At 53.2% G+C, this 21,167-nt stretch carries 18 protein-coding genes; 13 read left to right on the top strand and 5 right to left on the bottom strand.

Annotation, left to right across the window (positions count from 1 at the left end):
• Window positions 1-93 precede the first annotated feature (93 nt).
• The 5 genes from AC5JPW_RS02320 to pckA all read left to right on the top strand — a co-directional run bounded on the left by AC5JPW_RS02320 (window position 94) and on the right by pckA (window position 6,249).
• Window positions 94-2,229, top strand: a complete 2,136-nt coding sequence (locus tag AC5JPW_RS02320; RefSeq protein ID WP_494238057.1) for an intracellular growth attenuator family protein — start codon at window positions 94-96, stop codon at window positions 2,227-2,229.
• 64 nt (window positions 2,230-2,293) lie between these two features.
• Window positions 2,294-2,974 carry a GMP/IMP nucleotidase gene (yrfG, locus tag AC5JPW_RS02315; protein WP_494238056.1) on the top strand — a complete coding sequence of 227 codons (681 nt, stop codon included), beginning with the start codon at window positions 2,294-2,296 and terminating at the stop codon, window positions 2,972-2,974.
• Window positions 2,974-3,375, top strand: coding sequence for a ribosome-associated heat shock protein Hsp15 (gene hslR, locus AC5JPW_RS02310; RefSeq protein ID WP_494238055.1), 402 nt, complete (start codon window positions 2,974-2,976; stop codon window positions 3,373-3,375). Before yrfG ends, hslR begins: the two co-directional genes overlap by 1 nt.
• A gap of 24 nt (window positions 3,376-3,399) precedes the next feature.
• Window positions 3,400-4,278 (top strand): Hsp33 family molecular chaperone HslO, encoded by an 879-nt coding sequence (gene hslO / locus AC5JPW_RS02305; protein ID WP_494238054.1) that lies wholly within the window; start codon window positions 3,400-3,402, stop codon window positions 4,276-4,278.
• Between the two features lie 351 nt (window positions 4,279-4,629).
• The gene (gene pckA / locus AC5JPW_RS02300; protein WP_494238053.1) at window positions 4,630-6,249 is read left to right on the top strand and encodes a phosphoenolpyruvate carboxykinase (ATP); all 1,620 of its coding nucleotides are present in this window, start codon (window positions 4,630-4,632) and stop codon (window positions 6,247-6,249) included.
• Between the two features lie 45 nt (window positions 6,250-6,294).
• On the opposite strand, the gene envZ is transcribed toward pckA, so the two are convergent.
• A complete protein-coding gene (gene envZ, locus AC5JPW_RS02295; protein WP_494238052.1) occupies window positions 6,295-7,650 on the bottom strand; it encodes a two-component system sensor histidine kinase EnvZ in 1,356 nt (451 codons plus the stop codon).
• The gene (gene ompR / locus AC5JPW_RS02290; RefSeq protein WP_001157751.1) at window positions 7,647-8,366 is read right to left on the bottom strand and encodes an osmolarity response regulator transcription factor OmpR; all 720 of its coding nucleotides are present in this window, start codon (window positions 8,364-8,366) and stop codon (window positions 7,647-7,649) included. The genes envZ and ompR overlap by 4 nt, the downstream gene beginning before the upstream one ends.
• 219 nt (window positions 8,367-8,585) lie before the next feature.
• On the opposite strand from ompR, the gene greB reads away from it, so the two are divergent.
• From greB to feoC, 5 genes are all read left to right on the top strand, one after another.
• Window positions 8,586-9,074 carry a transcription elongation factor GreB gene (gene greB, locus AC5JPW_RS02285; RefSeq protein WP_494238051.1) on the top strand — a complete coding sequence of 163 codons (489 nt, stop codon included), beginning with the start codon at window positions 8,586-8,588 and terminating at the stop codon, window positions 9,072-9,074.
• A gap of 80 nt (window positions 9,075-9,154) precedes the next feature.
• The gene (locus AC5JPW_RS02280; RefSeq protein WP_494238050.1) at window positions 9,155-11,482 is read left to right on the top strand and encodes a Tex family protein; all 2,328 of its coding nucleotides are present in this window, start codon (window positions 9,155-9,157) and stop codon (window positions 11,480-11,482) included.
• A 497-nt stretch (window positions 11,483-11,979) separates the two neighbouring features.
• Window positions 11,980-12,207, top strand: coding sequence for a ferrous iron transporter A (feoA, locus tag AC5JPW_RS02275; protein WP_494238049.1), 228 nt, complete (start codon window positions 11,980-11,982; stop codon window positions 12,205-12,207).
• A 21-nt stretch (window positions 12,208-12,228) separates the two neighbouring features.
• Complete coding sequence (gene feoB, locus AC5JPW_RS02270) at window positions 12,229-14,547, top strand: Fe(2+) transporter permease subunit FeoB (RefSeq protein WP_494238048.1); 2,319 nt, start codon at window positions 12,229-12,231, stop codon at window positions 14,545-14,547.
• A gap of 9 nt (window positions 14,548-14,556) precedes the next feature.
• On the top strand, window positions 14,557-14,802 hold the full coding sequence (gene feoC, locus AC5JPW_RS02265) for a [Fe-S]-dependent transcriptional repressor FeoC (RefSeq protein WP_494238047.1): 246 nt from the start codon (window positions 14,557-14,559) through the stop codon (window positions 14,800-14,802).
• Window positions 14,803-14,841: 39 nt separating this feature from the next.
• Here the strand turns inward: feoC and AC5JPW_RS02260 are convergent, their stop codons facing one another.
• Window positions 14,842-15,111 (bottom strand): YdgH/BhsA/McbA-like domain containing protein, encoded by a 270-nt coding sequence (locus tag AC5JPW_RS02260; protein WP_494238129.1) that lies wholly within the window; start codon window positions 15,109-15,111, stop codon window positions 14,842-14,844.
• A gap of 118 nt (window positions 15,112-15,229) precedes the next feature.
• On the bottom strand, window positions 15,230-16,003 hold the full coding sequence (gene bioH, locus AC5JPW_RS02255) for a pimeloyl-ACP methyl ester esterase BioH (protein ID WP_494238046.1): 774 nt from the start codon (window positions 16,001-16,003) through the stop codon (window positions 15,230-15,232).
• Window positions 16,004-16,041: 38 nt separating this feature from the next.
• Between bioH and gntX the strand changes: the two genes are divergently transcribed.
• The 3 genes from gntX (at window position 16,042) to gntT (ending at window position 19,011) form a co-directional block, all read left to right on the top strand.
• Entirely contained in the window at window positions 16,042-16,725 is a 684-nt protein-coding gene (gntX, locus tag AC5JPW_RS02250; RefSeq protein WP_494238045.1) for a DNA utilization protein GntX, read from the top strand.
• 58 nt (window positions 16,726-16,783) lie between these two features.
• Window positions 16,784-17,359: a Fe-S biogenesis protein NfuA gene (nfuA, locus tag AC5JPW_RS02245; RefSeq protein ID WP_494238044.1), complete on the top strand. Its 576-nt coding sequence runs from the start codon at window positions 16,784-16,786 to the stop codon at window positions 17,357-17,359.
• A 335-nt stretch (window positions 17,360-17,694) separates the two neighbouring features.
• Complete coding sequence (gene gntT, locus AC5JPW_RS02240) at window positions 17,695-19,011, top strand: gluconate transporter (protein ID WP_494238042.1); 1,317 nt, start codon at window positions 17,695-17,697, stop codon at window positions 19,009-19,011.
• A 62-nt stretch (window positions 19,012-19,073) separates the two neighbouring features.
• Here gntT and malQ read toward each other — a convergent pair whose 3' ends face one another.
• A complete protein-coding gene (gene malQ / locus AC5JPW_RS02235; RefSeq protein ID WP_494238041.1) occupies window positions 19,074-21,164 on the bottom strand; it encodes a 4-alpha-glucanotransferase in 2,091 nt (696 codons plus the stop codon).
• Between the last annotated feature and the right edge of the window lie 3 nt (window positions 21,165-21,167).

Below are 21,167 nucleotides of genomic sequence, written 5' to 3'. Positions count from 1 at the left end.
ATTTTGCCTGCAAACTTTTTGATTACGCTGATAATATTGATGGGAAAAGGTGCAACTGACTACACCTGCTACTAAAAGTAAGATGGGGAAAGCATGAGCACCATTTTAATTTTTTTCGCTGCTATGCTGGCCTGCGCACTCACCGCCGGGTGGGTATATCGAATGAGATCGCAGAGGCGATATCGTTTACCACACCTCCAGACTTTTGCAGGTGCGACAACCCGCAAACTAAAACCAGAAGAGCGCAGCGCCGTTGAAAGCTATCTGGAAGCACTTTCCCGTACCCGTCAGGTACCCGGCCCAACGGGCGCGACCACTGCACCGGTCTCGCTTACACTCAATGCCCAAAGTAATACCGTAATTCATCTTACCCAGGCGATCACGCGCTATGGCATCACTACCGATGCCCCGAATAAATGGCGTTATTACCTGGACTCTGTTGAAGTCCATTTGCCCCCCTTCTGGGAGCAGCATATTACCGATGAGAATAACGTTGAACTGATTCGCACAGACACCCTGCCGCTGGTGATTTCACTCAACGGTCATACCCTGAGCGAATCGCGCTACGACGAACAAGGGCTGATGCCAGAAAATGTTTCAGCCTCGCACTCGGCGATTCGCGGCGAAGAGACGGAGCAAATTGAGCTGCTCAACATTCGCCATGAAACCCCCGAAGAGTATGCGTTAAGTCGCCCGGATGGGATGCGTGAAGCTCTGCTCATTGCGACTTCATTCTTGCTGTTTTTCTTCTGTCTGGTGGCACCAGAGGTCTTTGTACCCTGGCTTGCGGGCGGGGGGATCATGCTGCTTGCCGCCGGATTATGGGGATTATTTGCCCCCCCGGCCAAAACGGCATTACGGGAAATCCACTGCCTGCGCGGTACGCCAAAACGTTGGGGTCTGTTTGGTGAAAACGATCAAGAGCAAATCAATAACATCTCATTAGGCATTATTGATTTGATCTACCCTCGCCACTGGCAACCCTACATCGCGCAAGATCTCGGACAGCAGAGTGACATTGATATCTATCTGGATCGCCATGTGGTGCGCCAGGGGCGTTTCTTATCCCTTCATGATGAAGTTAGTCACTTCCCGTTACAGCATTGGGTCAGAAGCGCCGTTATTTCACTGGGGGCATTGGCAGTATTAATCATGTTGCTGATTTGGGTACCGCTGGATATGCCTATCAAGTTTACGCTGTCATGGATTAAGGGTGCGCAAACCATCGAGGCCACAAAAGTCAGTGATCTTGACGCCACCGGGTTACGTGTTGGCGATTCGTTACGCGTTCACAGCACCGGCATGTGCAGCATTCACTCATCAAGCAACTGGACGGCCCGTCAAAGTTCACCGTTTACCCCTTTCGATTGTTCCCAGATTATCTGGAATAATGCACCTCCGCTGCCATTGCCAGAATCGGAAACCGTCACCAAAGCCACTGCGCTGGCCGCAGAGGTTAACCGCCAGTTGCATCCCAAAGCAGAAGATGACTCCCGCGTCAGCCCTGCCCTGCGTTCTGCGATTCAAAAATCGGGGATGGTGCTGTTAGATGATTTCTCTGAGATTGTGCTAAAAACGCAAGATCTGTGTGCCGCCGACGACGACTGCTTGCGCCTGAAAAACGCGCTGGTCAATCTGGGTAACAGCAAAGACTGGGACACGCTCACCACACGTGCCAGTGCGGGTAAACTCACCGGAGTCAACGTTCTGCTTCGCCCGGTCAGTGCTGAATCTCTGGATAATCTGGTGACTACCTCAACCGCACCGTTCATCCTGCGTGAAACAACGCGTGCCGCGCAGTCACTCAATAGCCCCGCACCTGGTGGCTTTTTGATTATCAGTGAAGAAGGGAGTGAACTGGTCGATCAGCCTTATCCGCCCGTAGCTTTGTACGACTACCCGGCCTCTGACCAGTGGAATGAGTTCCAGCGACTCGCTGAGATGCTGATGCAGACGCCATTCAGCGCCGAGGGCATCATTACCAATATTTCTACTGACGCCAACGGTACCCGCCATATCAGCCTGCACCGTATTCCGGATGCATCCGGGCTTTGGCGTTATGTCAGCACGGCCTTCCTGTTGCTGGCAATGATTGTTTGCACGCTTTATAACGGTGTTCTGGCCCTGCGCCGCTATCAGCGCAACCGCACGCGTCTGGCCGACATTCAGCAGTACTATGAGAACTGCCTGAATCCAAAACTTATCCCTGCCCCTGAAAGCCTGACCTGATAAACCGATTGCGTGCCAGGTGTGTTAACCTGTCGCGCATTTTTATTTCTGGCTGGAGTTTTCTATGCATTTTGATATCAACTGGCGCGACGTGGATACCGTCCTGCTGGATATGGACGGCACACTCCTCGACCTTGCGTTCGATAACTACTTCTGGCAAACCCTGGTCCCGGAAACATTCGGCGCGAAAGAGGGAATCACGCCCGCTGAGGCGCAGGTGATTATCCGCCAGGAGTACCATGCCGTTCAGCATACGCTAAACTGGTACTGTCTGGATTTCTGGAGCGAACGCTTAGGGCTGGATATCTGTGCGATGACGACCCAGCAAGGACCACGCGCAGTGTTACGTGAAGATACCGTGCCCTTTCTGGATGCGCTGCAAAAGTGTGGGAAAAGACGCATTCTGTTGACCAATGCGCATCCACATAACCTGGCGGTGAAGCTTGAACACACCGGGCTTGCAGCACACCTTGATTTATTACTTTCTACCCACACATTTGGTTATCCGAAAGAGGATCAGCGTTTATGGCAAGCCGTTGAGCAAGAGACGGGCCTGAACCCTGAACGCACGCTGTTTATTGATGACAGCGAGCCGATTCTGGATGCCGCCGCAAAATTCGGTATTCGTTATTGCCTCGGTGTTACCAACCCGGACTCGGGTCTTGCGGATAAAACCTATCTGCGTCACCCGGGCATGAACGACTACCGCCACCTGATCCCCGCACTCAGCGTGAAGGAGAGGTGATGAAACAGCAGCCCGCGCAGGACGTCCGTCTGGATAAGTGGCTGTGGGCAGCGCGCTTTTATAAAACGCGCGCCCTGGCCCGCGAAATGATTGAAGGCGGCAAAGTGCATTACAACGGTCAGCGCAGCAAGCCGAGTAAAGTTATCGAGCTGAATGCGACGCTAACCCTGCGGCAGGGGAATGACGAGCGCACGGTGATTATTAAAGGCATCACCGAACAGCGCCGTCCGGCAGACGAAGCTGTGCTGCTTTATGAAGAGACGGCTGAAAGCGTTGAAAAGCGCGAAAAAATGGCGCAGGCGCGCAAGCTGAATGCGTTAACGATGCCCCATCCTGACCGCCGTCCGGATAAAAAAGAACGCCGCGACCTGATGAAATTTAAACACGGTGACAGCCAGTAGCGCGCACCTGCAAGAGAGAAAATTATGGCTCAACATGACCAATTACACCGCTATCTGTTTGAAAATTACGCCGTGCGCGGCGAACTGGTAACCGTGTCGGAAACCTGGAAGCAGATGCTGGAAAACCACAACTACCCTCTGCCGGTGAAAACCATCCTGGGGGAGTTACTGGTTGCCACCAGCCTGTTGACAGCAACACTGAAATTCGCGGGCGATATTACCGTTCAGTTGCAGGGCGATGGCCCGCTGAGTCTGGCAGTAATCAACGGCAACAACCGTCAGCAGATGCGTGGTGTGGCGCGCGTGCAGGGCGACATTCCTGAAGGTGCAGACCTGAAGACTCTGGTGGGCAATGGCTATCTGGTCATTACTATCTCCCCTGAAGAAGGCGAGCGCTATCAGGGTGTTGTCGGACTGGAAGGCGATACGCTGGCCGCCTGCCTGGAAGATTACTTCCTGCGTTCAGAGCAGTTACCCACGCGCCTGTTCATTCGCACTGGCGAAGTGGCTGGCACCCCGGCAGCGGGCGGCATGTTGCTCCAGGTTCTGCCAGCTCAGGAAACTCAGGCCGCTGATTTTGAGCATCTGAGCATTCTGACTGAAACCATTAAAGCAGACGAACTCCTGACGCTTGCTGCCGAAGACGTGCTGCATCGTCTGTACCATGAAGAAGAGGTGCGCCTGTACGATCCACAGGACGTTGAGTTCAAATGTACCTGCTCCCGCGAGCGTTGCGCTGATGCACTGAAGACGCTGCCGGATGACGAAGTCGACAGTATCATCGCCGAAGAAGGTGAAATCGACATGAACTGCGATTACTGCGGCAACCACTATCTCTTTAATTCTATGGATATTGCAGAGATTCGTAACAACGCTTCCCCTGCCGATCCGCAAGTGCATTAACCTTTCATCATTATTCTGTTTTAAGCGCCACCCCTTGCGGTGGCGCTTTTGTCTGGCACGTCACGTTTCCGCTAAAATTCTTTCTGTAAGCCTTACGTAACTTACTTTCATGAAAGCGATTACAGTCACAATCCCACCGTTAAAAATATCGCTTTATGTCGCTTTAAGAACATTTTCTCGATCATAATGGCTATGATTGCCAAAATCTGTCTCGCTTCATGACGGATGTCACAGTGTTTTCCGTCGATAAGGGTTTGTCGAGATACGTAAATCTATGAGCCGTGTCGCGGTCAGGGACGGGATAACAACCCTACAATTTCAGGCAGTACATATTGGCTAAGGAGAAGTGACATGCGCGTTAAAGATTTAACCCCGCAGGATCTCAAAGCTTATGGTATCAACGATGTTCAGGATATCGTTTACAACCCCGACTACGATACGTTGTATCAGGAAGAGCTCCGTCCAGACCTGGAAGGATATGAGCGAGGAGTGTTAACGAATTCTGGTGCTGTCGCCGTCGACACCGGCATTTTTACAGGCCGCTCGCCGAAAGATAAGTATATTGTCCGTGATGATACTACCCGCGACAGCGTGTGGTGGTCTGATAAAGGCAAAGGTAAGAACGACAACAAGCCGCTCTCACCTGAAACCTGGCAATATCTTAAAGGTCTGGTGACACAACAACTTTCCGGTAAACGTCTCTTTATTATTGATGCCTTCTGCGGCGCAAACCCGGATACCCGTCTTTCCGTTCGGTTCGTCACCGAAGTGGCCTGGCAGGCACACTTCGTGAAGAACATGTTTATCCGCCCCACCAACGAAGAACTCGCCGACTTTGATCCTGACTTTATCGTCATGAACGGGGCTAAGTGCACCAACCCGTTATGGAAAGAACAGGGAATGAACTCCGAGAACTTTGTGGCGTTTAACCTCACCGAGCGCATCCAGCTTATTGGCGGCACCTGGTACGGTGGCGAAATGAAGAAAGGGATGTTCTCAATGATGAACTACCTGCTTCCGCTTAAGGGCATCGCCTCTATGCACTGCTCTGCCAACGTTGGTGAGAAAGGCGACGTGGCGGTCTTCTTTGGTCTCTCCGGAACCGGGAAAACCACCCTCTCTACAGATCCGAAACGTCGCCTGATTGGCGATGATGAACACGGCTGGGATGATGACGGCGTGTTTAACTTCGAAGGGGGGTGCTACGCGAAAACCATCAGGCTTTCTGAGGAAGCTGAGCCGGATATCTTCCACGCCATTCGTCGTGATGCGCTGCTGGAAAACGTCACCGTACGTGCCGATGGCAGCATTGATTACGATGATGCCTCAAAAACAGAAAACACCCGCGTGTCTTACCCGATCTATCACATCGACAATATCGTCAAACCGGTGTCAAAAGCGGGTCATGCCACCAAAGTGATTTTCCTGACGGCGGATGCGTTTGGCGTACTGCCTCCGGTTTCCCGTCTGACGGCGAACCAGACGCAGTACCACTTCCTGTCTGGCTTTACAGCAAAACTGGCAGGGACCGAGCGGGGTGTAACGGAACCGACTCCGACCTTCTCAGCCTGCTTTGGCGCAGCATTCCTTTCACTACACCCCACGCAATACGCAGAAGTGCTGGTGAAACGGATGCAGGCTGTGGGCGCACAGGCTTATCTGGTGAACACGGGTTGGAATGGCACCGGAAAACGCATCTCCATCAAAGATACGCGAGCGATTATTGACGCCATTCTGGACGGTGCGCTGGATGAGGCCGAAACCTTCACCCTGCCGATGTTTAATCTGGCGATCCCGACCGAGTTACCGGGCGTAGACACACGGATCCTCAATCCGCGAAACACCTACGCGACACCGGAACAGTGGCAGGAAAAAGCAACGCAGCTGGCGAAGCTCTTCACCAGTAACTTTGAGAAGTATACGGATACAGCCGCAGGCGCTGCACTGGTGAGTGCCGGACCCAAACTGTAATTTTGCAACACGCCACAAACAAAACCCGCCAGGTGGCGGGTTTTTTTATGCGTTTTCTTTAGGCTGGACGCTAATTCGCGTGACCGGAATCGGTAGCCAGGCGCGAATAGATAAGCCCCCGCGCTCACTGACGCCCAATTCCAGCAGGCCGTTATGGTTGTCGACAATACGTTGAACAATCGCCAGACCCAGCCCGGTACCACTGGTGCTACGCGCACTGTCGCCACGGACAAACGGCTGGAACAGATGTTTACGTTGTTCAGGTTTAATGCCCGGACCATCATCTTCAACCTGGAACCAGGCGCGATTCAGCTCCGTTCCGCTGCTAACTTTGATCCAACCGTTGCCGTAGCGCGCGGCATTAACCACCATATTGGCCAGCGCACGCTTAATAGAAAGCGGATGCATGCGAACTTCAATCTCGCTGTCATTAAGCGCCGTTTCGATTTCACGCTCGTATCCACTTTCAGCCGCGACCACTTCACCGAGCACGGCATTGAGTTCCGCCAACTCCATCGGCATTTCCTGCCCGGTACGCAGGTAATCAATAAACTGCTCGATAATCGCGTTACACTCTTCGATATCTTTATTGATCGATTCAGCGAGATAGCCATCTTCTTCGGCCATCATTTCCGTCGCAAGGCGAATACGCGTTAAAGGTGTGCGCAAATCGTGACTGACACCGGCCATGAGTAACGTTCGGTCATCCGCCAGTTGTTTCACACCGGCCGCCATCTGGTTAAATGCACGGGTCACCGAGCGAACCTCTGATGCGCCATACTCACGTAGTGGTGGAGGAATATGGCCTTTCCCCACCTTGAGGGCCGCGTGCTCAAGATCGACAAGGGGTCGGTTTTGAATACGAATAAACAGCCACGCCCCTCCAATCGCCAGCAACATAATGGCCAGCGTGTAGCGGAACAGTGGTGAAAAGTCACCCTGGTGGATCTCCGTCAGCGGGACACGCACCCAGATGTTGGGGGAAAGCCAGGTTTTCAGCCAGACCACCGGCGAGCTCTTGTTGACCTCAACGCGCACTTCCGTCGGGCCACCCAGTTGCTGCGCCATCTGCTGGCTTAAGAATTCATAATGCTGCGCCCAACGCAAACCGGCATCTTCAGCGGCTTCGTTCGAATAAAGCGAAATACCCAGTTCGCGATAAATCTCACGACGAAACGCCGGTGGGACTACCAGTTGAGTCCCATCTTCCAGTTGCAGCTTATCGGTCATCAGCATACGCACTTCGTAAGCGAGAACCTTATTGAACTGCTGGAGGCTGGGCAAAATCGCGAAGTTCAGCACCACAAGGTAGGTTGTCACCAGGCTGACAAACAGCAAGGTGACAATCAGCAACAGCGTGCGGGCAAAAGAACTTCGCGGCGAGAAGCGCATTCGCCTCATGCTTTAGAACCGTCCGGCACAAAGACGTAGCCCAGACCCCATACGGTCTGGATATAACGCGGGTGCGCCGGATCCTCTTCCACCATGCGGCGCAGGCGGGAGATCTGTACGTCGATAGAACGCTCCATCGCGGAATATTCGCGACCACGGGCCAGGTTCATCAGCTTATCGCGAGAGAGCGGCTCACGCGGATGGCTCACCAGTGCTTTCAGCACCGCAAACTCACCGCTGGTCAATGGCATCGGCTCATCTTCGCGGAACATTTCACGGGTGCCAAGATTCAGTTTAAATTTACCAAAGGCAATGACCGCCTCTTCCTGAGATGGCGCACCCGGCAGTTCATTCGCCTGGCGACGCAGCACCGCACGAATACGGGCCAGCAGTTCACGCGGGTTAAACGGTTTTGGAATATAGTCGTCAGCGCCGATTTCGAGGCCCACGATACGGTCAACCTCTTCCCCTTTCGCCGTTACCATAATGATAGGCATCGGGTTGCTTTGACTGCGCAGACGGCGGCAAATAGACAGGCCATCTTCGCCCGGCAACATCAGGTCAAGGACCATCAGGTGGAAGGATTCACGCGTCAGCAAGCGATCCATCTGTTCAGCGTTCGCGACGCTGCGGACCTGGAAGCCTTGCTCAGTCAAATAACGTTCAAGCAGTGCACGCAGGCGCATGTCGTCATCCACGACCAGGATTTTATAGTTCTCTTGCATTGTTTTTACTCCCAAAGGTTCCGACAATTATGATGACGTATTCTTAAAAAAGAGCACATTAACAACCAGCGAAATCTGGTATAAATTCTAGTCGAAATTGTTACAAAGCATATTTAACAGTAGCTTATATGCACATTGCATCACATAAATGATGATTTATCCGCACCTTAACGGGCGTTTATTTGTAAAGAAACCGATGAATAAAATTAAGGCAACGCGATGAAAACGCCTCTGATTACCCGTGAAGGCTTCGAAAAATTAAAACAAGAGCTGGATTTCCTCTGGCGACAGGAACGCCCGGAGGTCACCAAAAAGGTCACCTGGGCCGCAAGCCTGGGCGATCGCAGTGAGAATGCCGACTATCAGTACAATAAAAAACGCCTGCGTGAAATTGACCGCCGGGTTCGCTACCTGACCAAGTGTATTGAACACCTGAAAATTGTCGATTATTCCCCGCAACAGGAAGGCAAAGTCTTCTTCGGCGCCTGGGTTGAGATCGAAAACGATGACGGGAATACCCTGCGTTTTCGCATCGTCGGCTACGATGAAATTTTTGGTCGCAAAGACTACATCTCGATTGATTCCCCGATGGCCCGCGCCCTGCTGAAAAAAGAGGTCGGTGACCTCGCTGTGGTGAATACCCCTGCCGGAGAAGCCAGCTGGTACGTCAACGAGATTGACTACGTCAAACCAGACGGAACAATCTGAAGCCCCGGTCGATGACTGGCATTTTTGCCGGTCAATCCGTATAACTGTCCCTTAAATTTTTACTCAGATGAAGCTAATCCATGATGAATGATTCTTTCTGCCGCATTATTGCAGGTGAAATTCAGGCCAGCGCCAACCAGGTAGAAGCTGCCGTTCGCCTGCTCGATGAAGGGAACACCGTGCCGTTTATTGCACGTTATCGTAAGGAAGTGACCGGTGGTCTGGACGACACGCAACTGCGTAATCTGGAGACGCGTCTGGGGTACTTGCGCGAGCTGCAAGACCGTCGCCTCGCAATCCTCAAATCTATCGGTGAGCAGGGTAAGCTGACAGAAGCGCTGGAAAAAGCCATCAACACTACCCTGAGCAAAACGGAACTCGAAGACCTTTATCTGCCGTACAAACCGAAGCGCCGTACCCGCGGGCAAATCGCGATTGAAGCAGGTCTCGAACCCCTGGCAGATCGGCTCTGGAACGAACCCTCACACTCACCTGACACTGAAGCCGCCAAATTTATTGATGCTGAAAAAGGTGTCGCGGACAGCAAAGCCGCACTGGACGGGGCTCGCTACATTCTGATGGAACGTTTTGCTGAAGATGCAGCGCTGCTGGCCAAAGTCCGTGATTATCTTTGGAAAAATGCCCACCTCGTCGCGACCGTTGTCAGCGGTAAAGAAGAAGAAGGCGCGAAGTTCCGTGACTACTTTGATCACCACGAACCGATTGCCACCGCCCCGTCTCACCGCGCACTGGCGATGTTCCGTGGTCGCAACGAAGGCATTTTACAGCTGTCTCTGAATGCTGACCCGCAGTTCGACGAGCCGCCAAAAGAGAGCTATTGCGAGCAAATCATCATCGACCACCTCGGCCTGCGTCTGAACAACGCCCCGGCGGACAGCTGGCGTCGCGGCGTTGTCAGTTGGACCTGGCGCATTAAAGTGCTGATGCATCTCGAAACCGAATTAATGGGAACCGTGCGTGAACGTGCTGAAGATGAAGCCATCAACGTGTTTGCCCGTAACCTGCACGACCTGCTGATGGCCGCTCCGGCTGGCCTGCGCGCGACCATGGGCCTTGACCCTGGCCTGCGTACCGGCGTTAAAGTCGCAGTAGTGGATGGCACCGGTAAACTGGTCGCGACCGATACCATTTACCCGCATACCGGTCAGGCAGCCAAAGCCGCCGTTGTGGTGGCGGCATTGTGCGAGAAACACAATGTTGAACTGGTGGCTATCGGCAACGGTACCGCATCCCGTGAAACTGAACGTTTCTACCTCGATGTGCAAAAGCAGTTCCCGAAAGTGACCGGGCAGAAAGTGATCGTCAGCGAAGCGGGGGCGTCCGTCTATTCGGCATCCGAACTGGCCGCGCTGGAGTTCCCGGATCTCGATGTCTCTCTGCGTGGTGCTGTCTCTATCGCCCGCCGTTTGCAGGACCCACTGGCTGAACTGGTGAAAATCGACCCGAAATCTATCGGCGTCGGCCAGTATCAGCACGACGTCAGCCAGACGCAGCTTGCCCGTAAGCTGGATGCGGTTGTTGAAGACTGCGTAAACGCCGTGGGTGTGGATCTCAACACGGCGTCCGTCCCTCTGCTCACCCGTGTCGCCGGGCTGACCCGCATGATGGCGCAGAACATCGTCTCCTGGCGCGATGAAAACGGGCAATTCCAGAACCGACAGCAATTGCTGAAAGTCAGCCGTCTGGGGCCGAAAGCTTTTGAACAGTGTGCCGGCTTCCTGCGTATCAACCACGGTGATAACCCCCTGGATGCCTCAACGGTGCACCCGGAAACCTACCCTGTGGTCGAGCGTATCCTGGCAGCAACGGCGCAATCTCTGCGTGACCTGATGGGCAACAGCGGCGAACTGCGCAAGCTCAAACCATCCGATTTTACCGATGAACACGTGGGCGTTCCGACCGTGACGGACATCATCAAAGAGCTGGAGAAACCAGGCCGTGACCCGCGCCCTGAGTTTAAAACCGCGACCTTTGCCGATGGCATCGAAACCATGAACGACCTGCTGCCTGGGATGGTACTCGAAGGCTCTGTCACGAACGTGACCAACTTCGGTGCCTTCGTGGATATTGGCGTGCATCAGGATGGCCTCGTACATATTTCTTCACTGGCTGACAAGTTTGTGGAAGATCCACATACGGTAGTGAAAGCGGGTGACATCGTTAAAGTCAAAGTCATGGAAGTCGATCTGCAACGTAAACGCATTGCACTGACCATGCGTCTGGATGAGCAGCCAGGCGAAACCAACGCACGCCGTAGTAATGGTGGCAGCCGTGAACAGACTCGTCCGGCAGCGAAAGCGGCGAAACCTCGTGGGCGTGAAGCTCAACCAGCAGGCAACAGCGCCATGATGGACGCGCTGGCCGCTGCAATGGGCAAAAAACGCTAACGTACGACGTTCCCCTCCTTTCGAGGAGGGGAAATTCATATGTAGTTATTCAAAAAAACAAACCCCGTCATACCCCTTGCACGTTGCTTCTTTCCCATTTTTTTCTGCACATGCCTTATTAACATTCAAAATATCTCACCACATTCATTCCCACTATTAAATTAATGAATGATAATCGATTGCGTTATTTACAAAATAACAACGTCAATTCTTAATAAAACATTAAGATAAAGAAATAAATGTCCATATTTATTCATACTTTTTAAGTCGTTATGAGTAATAGAAAAACAAGATAAATATTGCGCCATATCAACGATGCGGCGATTTACGATTTAACTCCGGATGATATCGCGGTTAAATAAGTGAAGATAAAAACTATTCTCATTATCATTGTTCGTTCTGGTTATCATCTGACGCTTAGCAAACTAACCATCTGGTTTAATGGAATTTATTCGACGAACAACGAAAATCACTCGTGATAAAGATAAGTAGGTCCTATGCAATTATCTCCTGACAGTACGTGGAAAATAACGGGTTTTTCGCGCGATATCAGCCCCGCGTGGCGCCAGAAACTGCTCTCTCTCGGCATGTTGCCAGGGTCGTCTTTTAATGTGGTTCGAGTGGCACCGCTTGGCGACCCCATCCATATCGAAACCCGCCGCGTTAATCTGGTATTACGCAAAAAAGACATCGCATTTTTGCAACTGGAAGCTATTTCCCGTTAATCCTGTCCAGTGAGATAAAAAATGAAAAAGTTAACCATTGGATTGATTGGTAATCCGAACTCCGGCAAAACCACCTTATTTAATCAGCTAACGGGTGCCCGACAGCGTGTGGGCAACTGGTCCGGTGTGACGGTCGAACGTAAAGAGGGGCAGTTTTCCACTACCGATCACCAGGTCACTCTGGTTGACCTGCCAGGTACCTACTCACTAACGACCATCTCGTCACAAACGTCTCTTGATGAACAAATAGCCTGCCATTACATACTAAGCGGTGATGCCGACCTGCTGATTAACGTAGTGGATGCCTCCAACCTTGAGCGCAATCTGTACCTCACCTTACAACTGCTGGAACTGGGTATTCCCTGCATACTGGCACTCAACATGCTGGATATTGCGGAAAAACAGAAAGTCCGTATTGATATTGATGCGTTATCCGCCCGACTGGGTTGCCCGGTTGTTCCTCTGGTCTCAACACGTGGTCGCGGCATTGATGCACTAAAACTTGCCGTCGACCGCCACCAGAAAAACACCCCTGTCGAACTCGTTCATTATGCTCAACCGCTGCAGCACGAAGCGGATGCGCTGGCTCAGGCCATGTCGACCGAAATGCCGACACAGCAGCGCCGCTGGCTGGGCCTGCAAATGCTGGAAGGTGATATATACAGCCGCGCCTATGCCGGTGACGCGGCACTCAAACTGGATACCTCACTGGCACGTTTACAGCGTGAAATTGAGGATCCGGCGCTGCATATCGCCGATGCACGCTATCAAACCATTTCAGCAGTCTGCGATGCCGTCAGCAATACGTTGACCGCTGAACCCAGCCAGTTTACCGCCGCAGTGGATCGCATCATTCTGAACCGTTTTTTGGGTCTGCCCATCTTCCTGTTCGTGATGTATCTGATGTTTCTGCTGGCCATCAATATAGGTGGCGCACTCGCCCCTATTTTTGATGCTGGTTCGGTTGCCATTTTTGTTCACGGTATTCAGTGGTTGGGCTCCACACTGCACTTCCCTGATTGGTTGACGATTTTCCTGGCGCAGGGGCTGGGCGGTGGTATCAATACCGTTCTGCCGTTGGTCCCCCAAATTGGCATGATGTACCTCTTCCTCTCTTTCCTGGAAGATTCGGGTTACATGGCACGTGCGGCCTTTGTGATGGACAGACTGATGCAGGCTCTCGGCTTACCGGGCAAATCCTTTGTGCCGCTGATTGTCGGATTCGGCTGCAATGTCCCGTCGGTGATGGGTGCTCGCACGCTGGATGCGCCCCGGGAACGTCTGATGACCATCATGATGGCACCGTTTATGTCCTGCGGCGCTCGGCTGGCCATTTTTGCCGTCTTCTCTGCTGCCTTCTTTGGTCAGCAAGGCGCACTGACCGTCTTCTCGCTGTATGTTCTGGGGATTGTTATGGCGATCCTGACCGGGTTAATGCTGAAACACACCATCATGCGCGGCGAAGCCTCCCCATTCATTATGGAGTTGCCGGTCTACCACGTTCCCCATTTGAAAAGCCTGGTGCTGCAAACCTGGCAACGCCTGAAAGGCTTTGTTCTGCGTGCCGGTAAAGTGATCGTCGTGGTCAGCATTTTCCTCAGCGCACTGAACAGCTTCTCCCTTAGCGGCAAAACCGTCGATAACATTAACGACTCTGCACTGGCTTCTGTCAGCCGCGTGTTTACACCGCTGCTACAGCCGATTGGTGTCCAACCCGACCACTGGCAAGCAACAGTAGGCCTGTTTACCGGGGCGATGGCAAAAGAGGTCGTTGTCGGGACGCTGAACACTCTTTATACCGCCGAAACTATCCATAACGCTGAATTTAATCCGCAAGAATTCAGCCTGAAAGGTGAACTGGAGTCCGCACTGGAAGAGACCTGGACCAGCCTGAAAAGCACCTTCAGCTTAAGTGTTCTGGCGAACCCCATCGAGGCCAGCAAAGGTGATGGTGAAATGGAAACTGGCACCATGGGCGTGATGAGCGAGAAATTCGGCAGCGCCAGTGCCGCGTACAGCTACCTGATTTTCGTACTGCTCTACATTCCCTGCATTTCGGTCATGGGGGCGATTTCCCGTGAATCGAACCGGGGCTGGATGGGCTTCTCTGTTCTTTGGGGACTCAATATCGCCTATTCGCTGGCAACACTGTTTTACCAGACCACTAACTTTAGCTCGCACCCAACATACAGCCTTACCTGCATTCTGGCGGTCATTCTGTTCAACATTGTCGTTGTTGGCAGCTTGCGCCGAGCCAGAAGTCGGGTGGATGTTAATCTGCTGACCACCCGCAAAACGGTAGCCAGTTGCTGCGAAAGCCCGGCAGGAGACTGCCACTAAGGCGCGCCTATGGCATCGTTAATTGACGTTCGTAATATGCTGGCACTGCAAGGGCGGATGGAAGCCAGCCAGCTCAGCAGTGCGTTGCATCTTTCCCGTCCGATGGTGGAGGCCATGTTGTGTCGCATGGAGGCAATGGGAAAAGTCGTGCGCATTCAACAAGAGGCTGATGTCTGTTTGACAGGAAATTGCAAAGCGTGTCCGGAAGGGAAATCCGCTTGTCAGCAGGAGTGGTGGTCGCTGACCGGAAACTAAAAGCGGGCCAACAGGCCCGCTTCAACATTCACTTTAATATTACTTATAGACATCCGCCGTGGCGTAGACGTCTTTTTCTTTTTTCTCGCCGCTGGTCACAACAAAATATTTGCCACCCAGCTCATCGGCTTTTTTGGACAGTTCTTTTTTCGCGTCCATTGGCGCGGAGGTGTCGGAAGTGGTAATGGTCCCGACCTTCGTCAGATTCATCCCCGCCACTTTATCTTTTTCCAGTTCCTGTGCGGCCATTACGCCAAAGGACAGGGACCCAATCACCAGAGACGCAACAATACCTGTAACAAGTTTCATAGCCATGATTCTCCTCAGGTTTTTCAGTTTTTATCCTGCAACGCCCTGCAAAAACGCAGTCACCGTCGCGTTCTCAGTATTGTTCCCAAATCACAAGTTTTCCAGGTGATGGCAATAATTACATGTGTGTATTATTAAATTCGATCAATGCATGGCAGAAATCTTGCGGATGAGAAATAAACGGTGCATGCGCTGCTTTGCCAAAAATAATCGACTCACTTTGGGGCCATAGCGCGTCCAGAGGGGCGACCATTTTGCGTGGTACCAGTCCGTCCAGTCGACCATACATGCGCAGAAACGGCAGCGAAAGGCCGACCAGCGCGTCGCGTAGATCAACGGTTTTGAGGATCTCCAGCCCGCCATTCAGAACCTCTTGTGCTGGCATCGGCAGTGATAAAACTGCATTTTTTAGCTGGCGCGCATCCTGGCGGGACGTCTCTGTTCCCATCGTCTGCAATGCCAGAAAACGCTCTACCGTGCGCTGGAAATCTTCGCTGAGCTGTTTCTGGAAACTGGCCAGAACGTCTGGTTTGATCCCAGGCCAGGACGCCTGCTCGCTAAAACAGGGGGACGATGCCACCGTGATCAGTCCGCTGACGCGCGCGGGTGCCATTAACGCTATCTGGCTGGCCACCAGGCCACCCAGGCTCCAGCCCAACCAAATAGCTCGCTCGGGCGCATTTGCCAGCACAATCTCAGCCATCTCGTTAAGCGACATTGCCGGAAAACCGGTACTGCGGCCATAACCCGGTAAGTCCACCAGGTGAAGCGTAAAATGCGAACTCAGTTCAGGTACGATGTAATCCCACACCTGCGCATTCAGACCCCACCCGTGAAGCAGCACAAGATGGCGATGTCCTTCGCCTTTAGTTTCCCACCAGATATCGTTCATCAGTTATGGTTCTCTTTATTCATACAAGGAGGTGGAACATGCTAACAGTGCCCGGTCTGTGCTGGCTATGCCGAATGCCGCTGGCCCTCGCTCATTGGGGGATTTGTTCCTGCTGTGCCAGAAACATCCCCCTTAACGTGCCCGTCTGCCCACGCTGTGCCTTACCCGCACTCAGCCGCACGTTGCCCTGCGGCCGTTGTCTGCAGAAAATGCCGCCGTGGCAGCAGATGATAACGGTCAGTGGCTACACGCCGCCGCTCAGTCAACTGGTACATCAGATGAAGTTTTCCCGGCGTCCCGAGCTCGCTCAGCCCCTGGCGCGGCTGCTGTTACTGGCGGTCAGAGAGGCTCATCGAACCCGACCAATCCCGCTCCCCGATATGCTGGTCAACGTCCCACTCTGGCAACGACGCCAGTGGCGAAGAGGCTATAATCAGAGCGATCTACTCTGCCGACGGCTGGCACACTGGTTAGGCTGCCGCTATGAACCCGCCGCGCTCCGGCGCACGCGGATGACCCAAATCCAGCATCAGTTGAGCGCCCGCTTGCGTAAACGCAACCTGAAAAATGCCTTTCGCCTTGAATTGCCGGTGAAGGGACTCCATATGGTTATCGTGGATGATGTCGTCACTACCGGCAGTACTGTCGCGGAAATGAGCCAACTGCTGTTACGCAATGGCGCGGCGACTGTTCAGGTATGGTGCCTGTGTCGAACCTTGTAGAGCCTCGATGATGGGCGTATTATAACCAAGTAAAATAGTCAACTATTAGGCCATTGCTATGATCCATATCTCCGATGCTGCGCAAGCGCATTTTGCTAAATTGCTGGCAAATCAGGAAGAAGGGACGCAAATTCGCGTGTTTGTGATTAACCCAGGCACGCCAAACGCAGAATGCGGCGTTTCTTATTGCCCGCCAGATGCAGTGGAAGCCGCTGACACCGCCCTGGAATTCGAACAGCTCACCGCTTATGTCGATGAGTTGAGCGCGCCGTATCTGGAAGATGCGGAAATCGATTTTGTGACCGACCAACTCGGTTCTCAGCTGACGCTGAAAGCCCCTAACGCCAAAATGCGTAAAGTCACCGATGACGCCCCGTTGATGGAGCGTGTCGAATACATGTTGCAGGCAACGGTTAATCCACAGTTGGCAGGCCACGGTGGCCGTGTGACGCTGATGGAAATCACCGACGACGGCTACGCTATCCTTCAGTTCGGCGGCGGCTGTAACGGTTGCTCGATGATTGATGTCACCCTGAAAGATGGGATCGAAAAGCAGCTGCTGGCTGAATTCCCTGACCTCAAAGGTGTACGGGATCTGACCGAACACCAGCGCGGCGAGCACTCCTACTACTGATTTTCGCGCTTCACATGTTCTCCTGCCCAGGCGGGAGAATGTGTTACCCGTATCCTTCGAATCAAATTTCCGCCGTTTTTTTGCAATAATTTCTCGCCGTTAATATGACCCACATCTCACTTCGCAAATTTACCCCCACCAGGTGATTCTCTTTTTACAGATGTTACCCGTATCATCCGCGCAGGCACCAACATTATAAAAACATCCAGCTATTATTTTTAATTATGGATGTAAGCCGTATTGGTGCCACAGCGCTGCGTTTTCTCCTATTGAAAGCCGGGTATGTGCTGAAGAAACACTGACGTTACCCATAACAAATTAAGGCCAGGTAAATCATGCCATTAGTCATCGTTGCTATCGGTGTAATCTTGTTGTTGTTATTGATGATCCGCTTCAAATTGAACGGATTTATTGCCCTGGTTCTGGTGGCTCTGGCCGTCGGGATGATGCAGGGAATGCCTCTGGATGCAGTGATCAAGTCCATCAAAGCCGGTGTCGGCGGAACCCTGGGCAGCCTTGCGCTGATCATGGGCTTCGGTGCCATGCTCGGCAAACTGTTGGCAGACTGCGGTGGTGCACAGCGCATCGCGACAACCCTGATTGCGAAATTTGGTGAGAAACACATTCAGTGGGCGGTGGTACTCACCGGCTTTACCGTAGGTTTCGCACTGTTCTATGAAGTGGGCTTCGTGCTGTTGCTGCCGCTGGTGTTTACCATCGCCGCCTCTGCGCGTATTCCCCTGCTGTATGTTGGTGTGCCGATGGCAGCAGCGCTGTCTGTGACCCACGGCTTCCTGCCTCCGCACCCGGGTCCAACCGCGATTGCGACCATCTTCCATGCCGATATGGGTAAAACCCTGCTGTACGGTACGCTGCTGGGTATCCCGACCGTGATTCTGGCGGGCCCGGTTTATGCGCGTTTCCTGAAAGGTATCGACAAACCGATCCCGGAAGGCCTGTACAACAAGAAAACCTTCACTGAAGAAGAGATGCCAGGCTTTGGCGTCAGCGTCTGGACCTCTCTGGTACCGGTTGTGCTGATGGCACTGCGTGCCGTTGCAGAAATGCTGCTGCCGAAAGGCCATGCCATTCTGCCTTACGCGGAGTTCTTCGGTGACCCGGTAATGGCGACCCTGATTGCCGTGCTGATCGCCGTCTTCACCTTCGGTCTGAACCGTGGTCGTTCCATGGACGACATTAACGAAACGCTGACCAGCTCAATCAAAATCATCGCCATGATGCTGCTGATTATCGGCGGTGGCGGTGCGTTCAAGCAGGTTCTGGTTGATAGCGGCGTGGACAAATACATCGCATCTCTGATGCATGGCACCAACCTGTCACCTATCTTTATGGCCTGGTCTATTGCAGCGGTACTGCGTATCGCATTGGGTTCTGCAACCGTTGCTGCGATTACCGCAGGCGGCATTGCCGCTCCGCTGATCGCGACCACCGGTGTCAGCCCTGAACTGATGGTTATCGCCGTCGGTTCCGGTAGCGTGATTTTCTCTCACGTTAACGACCCAGGCTTCTGGCTGTTTAAAGAGTATTTCAACCTGACCATTGGTGAGACCATGAAATCCTGGTCCGCGCTGGAGACCATCATCTCCGTTTGTGGTCTGGTCGGCTGTTTGCTGCTGGGCATGGTGGTGTAAGTGTCACAACACGTACTTTCGTGAATAAACAAAAAACCCACCATCTGGTGGGTTTTTTGCTTTTACTTTTTCTTCCCTGCCGCCCGTCTGCGCTTATCCAGATCCTTAATTAGCTTATTCACACTCTCATCGGCGAACATCTTCTCAAGTGACGTGGAAAGCTTGCGCCGCCAGTTTTTGTACTGATAACTGGTCCCGGGAATATTCACCGGCCCGGCCATATTGAGCCAGTCCTCCGGCTGCAGCCCCAGTAATGCACTGTTGCTGTCAGCAATGTAGCGCTGCATGCCGCGGTTGAGCATCGACGTCATCGGCATCCGCGACGCATTGTGCCCGACCTTTTTCGGCAGACAACCGTGGGCATGCAAGGCTTTCAGTAATCCCTGTTTCGCCAGTTCGCGATCCTTGAACAACCCGCGCAGCACCACTTCATCAGGGTACAACCCTAATGTTTTACCGAGCGTCAGATCACCGCTTTCCCAATAGCCGCGCAAGGTAGGCAGATCATGGGTCGTGGCCACCGCCATGGATTGCTCCGGATACGCTTTCGGCGCGCGGAAGTTCTTCTCATGGTCGCTCTCGAAATAGAGCACTTTGTAAGAGTAAACGCCGCTGTCACGAAGCTTACTGACAATTTCCACCGGCACGGTTCCGAGATCTTCGCCAATCACCATGCATTGATGACGCTGGCTTTCCAGCGCCAGGATCGACAACAGATCGTCAACCGGATACTGCACATAAGCACCGTGATCTGCAGTCTCGCCGTAAGGGATCCACCACAGGCGCAGCATCGACATCACATGATCAATTCGTAGCGCGCCGCAGCTTTTCATGTTTGCCCGCAGCAGATCGATAAACGGCTCATAACCACGTGCTGCCGTAATATGGGGATCCATCGGTGGCAGTCCCCAGTTCTGGCCTAAAGGGCCGAGAATATCCGGTGGTGCACCTACCGAGGCTTTCAGGCAATACAATTCACGATCGCACCAGGTTTCCGCCCCGCCTTCGGCAACGCCGACGGCTAAATCGCGGTAGAGCCCAATCGGCATGGCGAAGCCCTGGCTGGTTTCCCAGCATTCAGCAAATTGCGTGTACGCCAGCCATTGCAGCCAGAGGTAAAAATTGACCTCATCCGCATGCTCAGTACAAAACGCTTTCACCTGCGGACTGCCTGTTGAGCGGTACTCTTCCGGCCAGGCTGGCCAGCCCCAGCGCAGCTCGTCTTCTTTCACCTGGTTAGCATGGAGCGCATCGAAGGCCGCCTGCCAGTAGAGGCTCTCCCCTTCCTGCTTCACGAAGCTATCAAATGCCACGCGATAATCGTCACCCGCTTTACGCGTGGAAAACTGCTTCCAGGCCAGACGCAAGCCTGCCAGCTTCAGAGCCGTGACCGTGGAGTAATCCACAAATTCGGCATCGCGTGCGGCCTTGAGCGCCGACTGTGTGGTTGGTAGCTTCCACCAGGCCTGTGCCTCTTTACTGACCCGGAAATCATCAACCGCATTCACGTCGATATAGATGACGTTCAGCCAGCGGCGGGAGGATGGGCTGTACGGACTGGCACTTTCAGGGTTCGCCGGGTAGAGGGCATGGATCGGGTTGAGGCCGATAAAAGAGCCACCGCGATTTGCCACATCCGCCAGCATCGATTTCAGATCGCCAAAGTCACCAATGCCCCAGTTTTTATCTGAACGCAGGGTATAGAGCTGAACGCAAGCCCCCCACAACTTTTTGCCTTCCAGCAGGGCCTGCGGTTCATAGCAACGTTTAGGCGTCACAATCAACCGACAGTGCCAGCGCTGCTCGTCCTGACGCAATGTCAGCGTGTGGTAACCCTGGGGTAATTTGCCTGGCAACGTGAGGCTTTTCCCGGCCTCAACCAGCCCCCGAAGCTGCAGCCCCTGCTCTGTCGTAATGCTCCAGTCAAAGCTGCCCTTGCCTTCAATGGGCAATGACTTTCTCTTACCCTGCGTGAACACCAGTACACGGGGCACTGGCGTGACCACCACCGGCTTCACCGTCGAAGCGTGCATGGCTTCCAGCAAACGCCGTTTGGTTTCAGCACCGATAGACTGCGGTTTACCGTGCGCATTGATGTAATCCGGGCTAATACCCGCCGCCAGCGCGGCACTTTCAAGACGTTTGCTCACCATGCT

Source organism: Phytobacter sp. (genome assembly GCF_059074235.1).
Note: the sequence above shows the minus strand (reverse complement) of the source record. Positions and strands in the feature narration are given on the sequence as shown.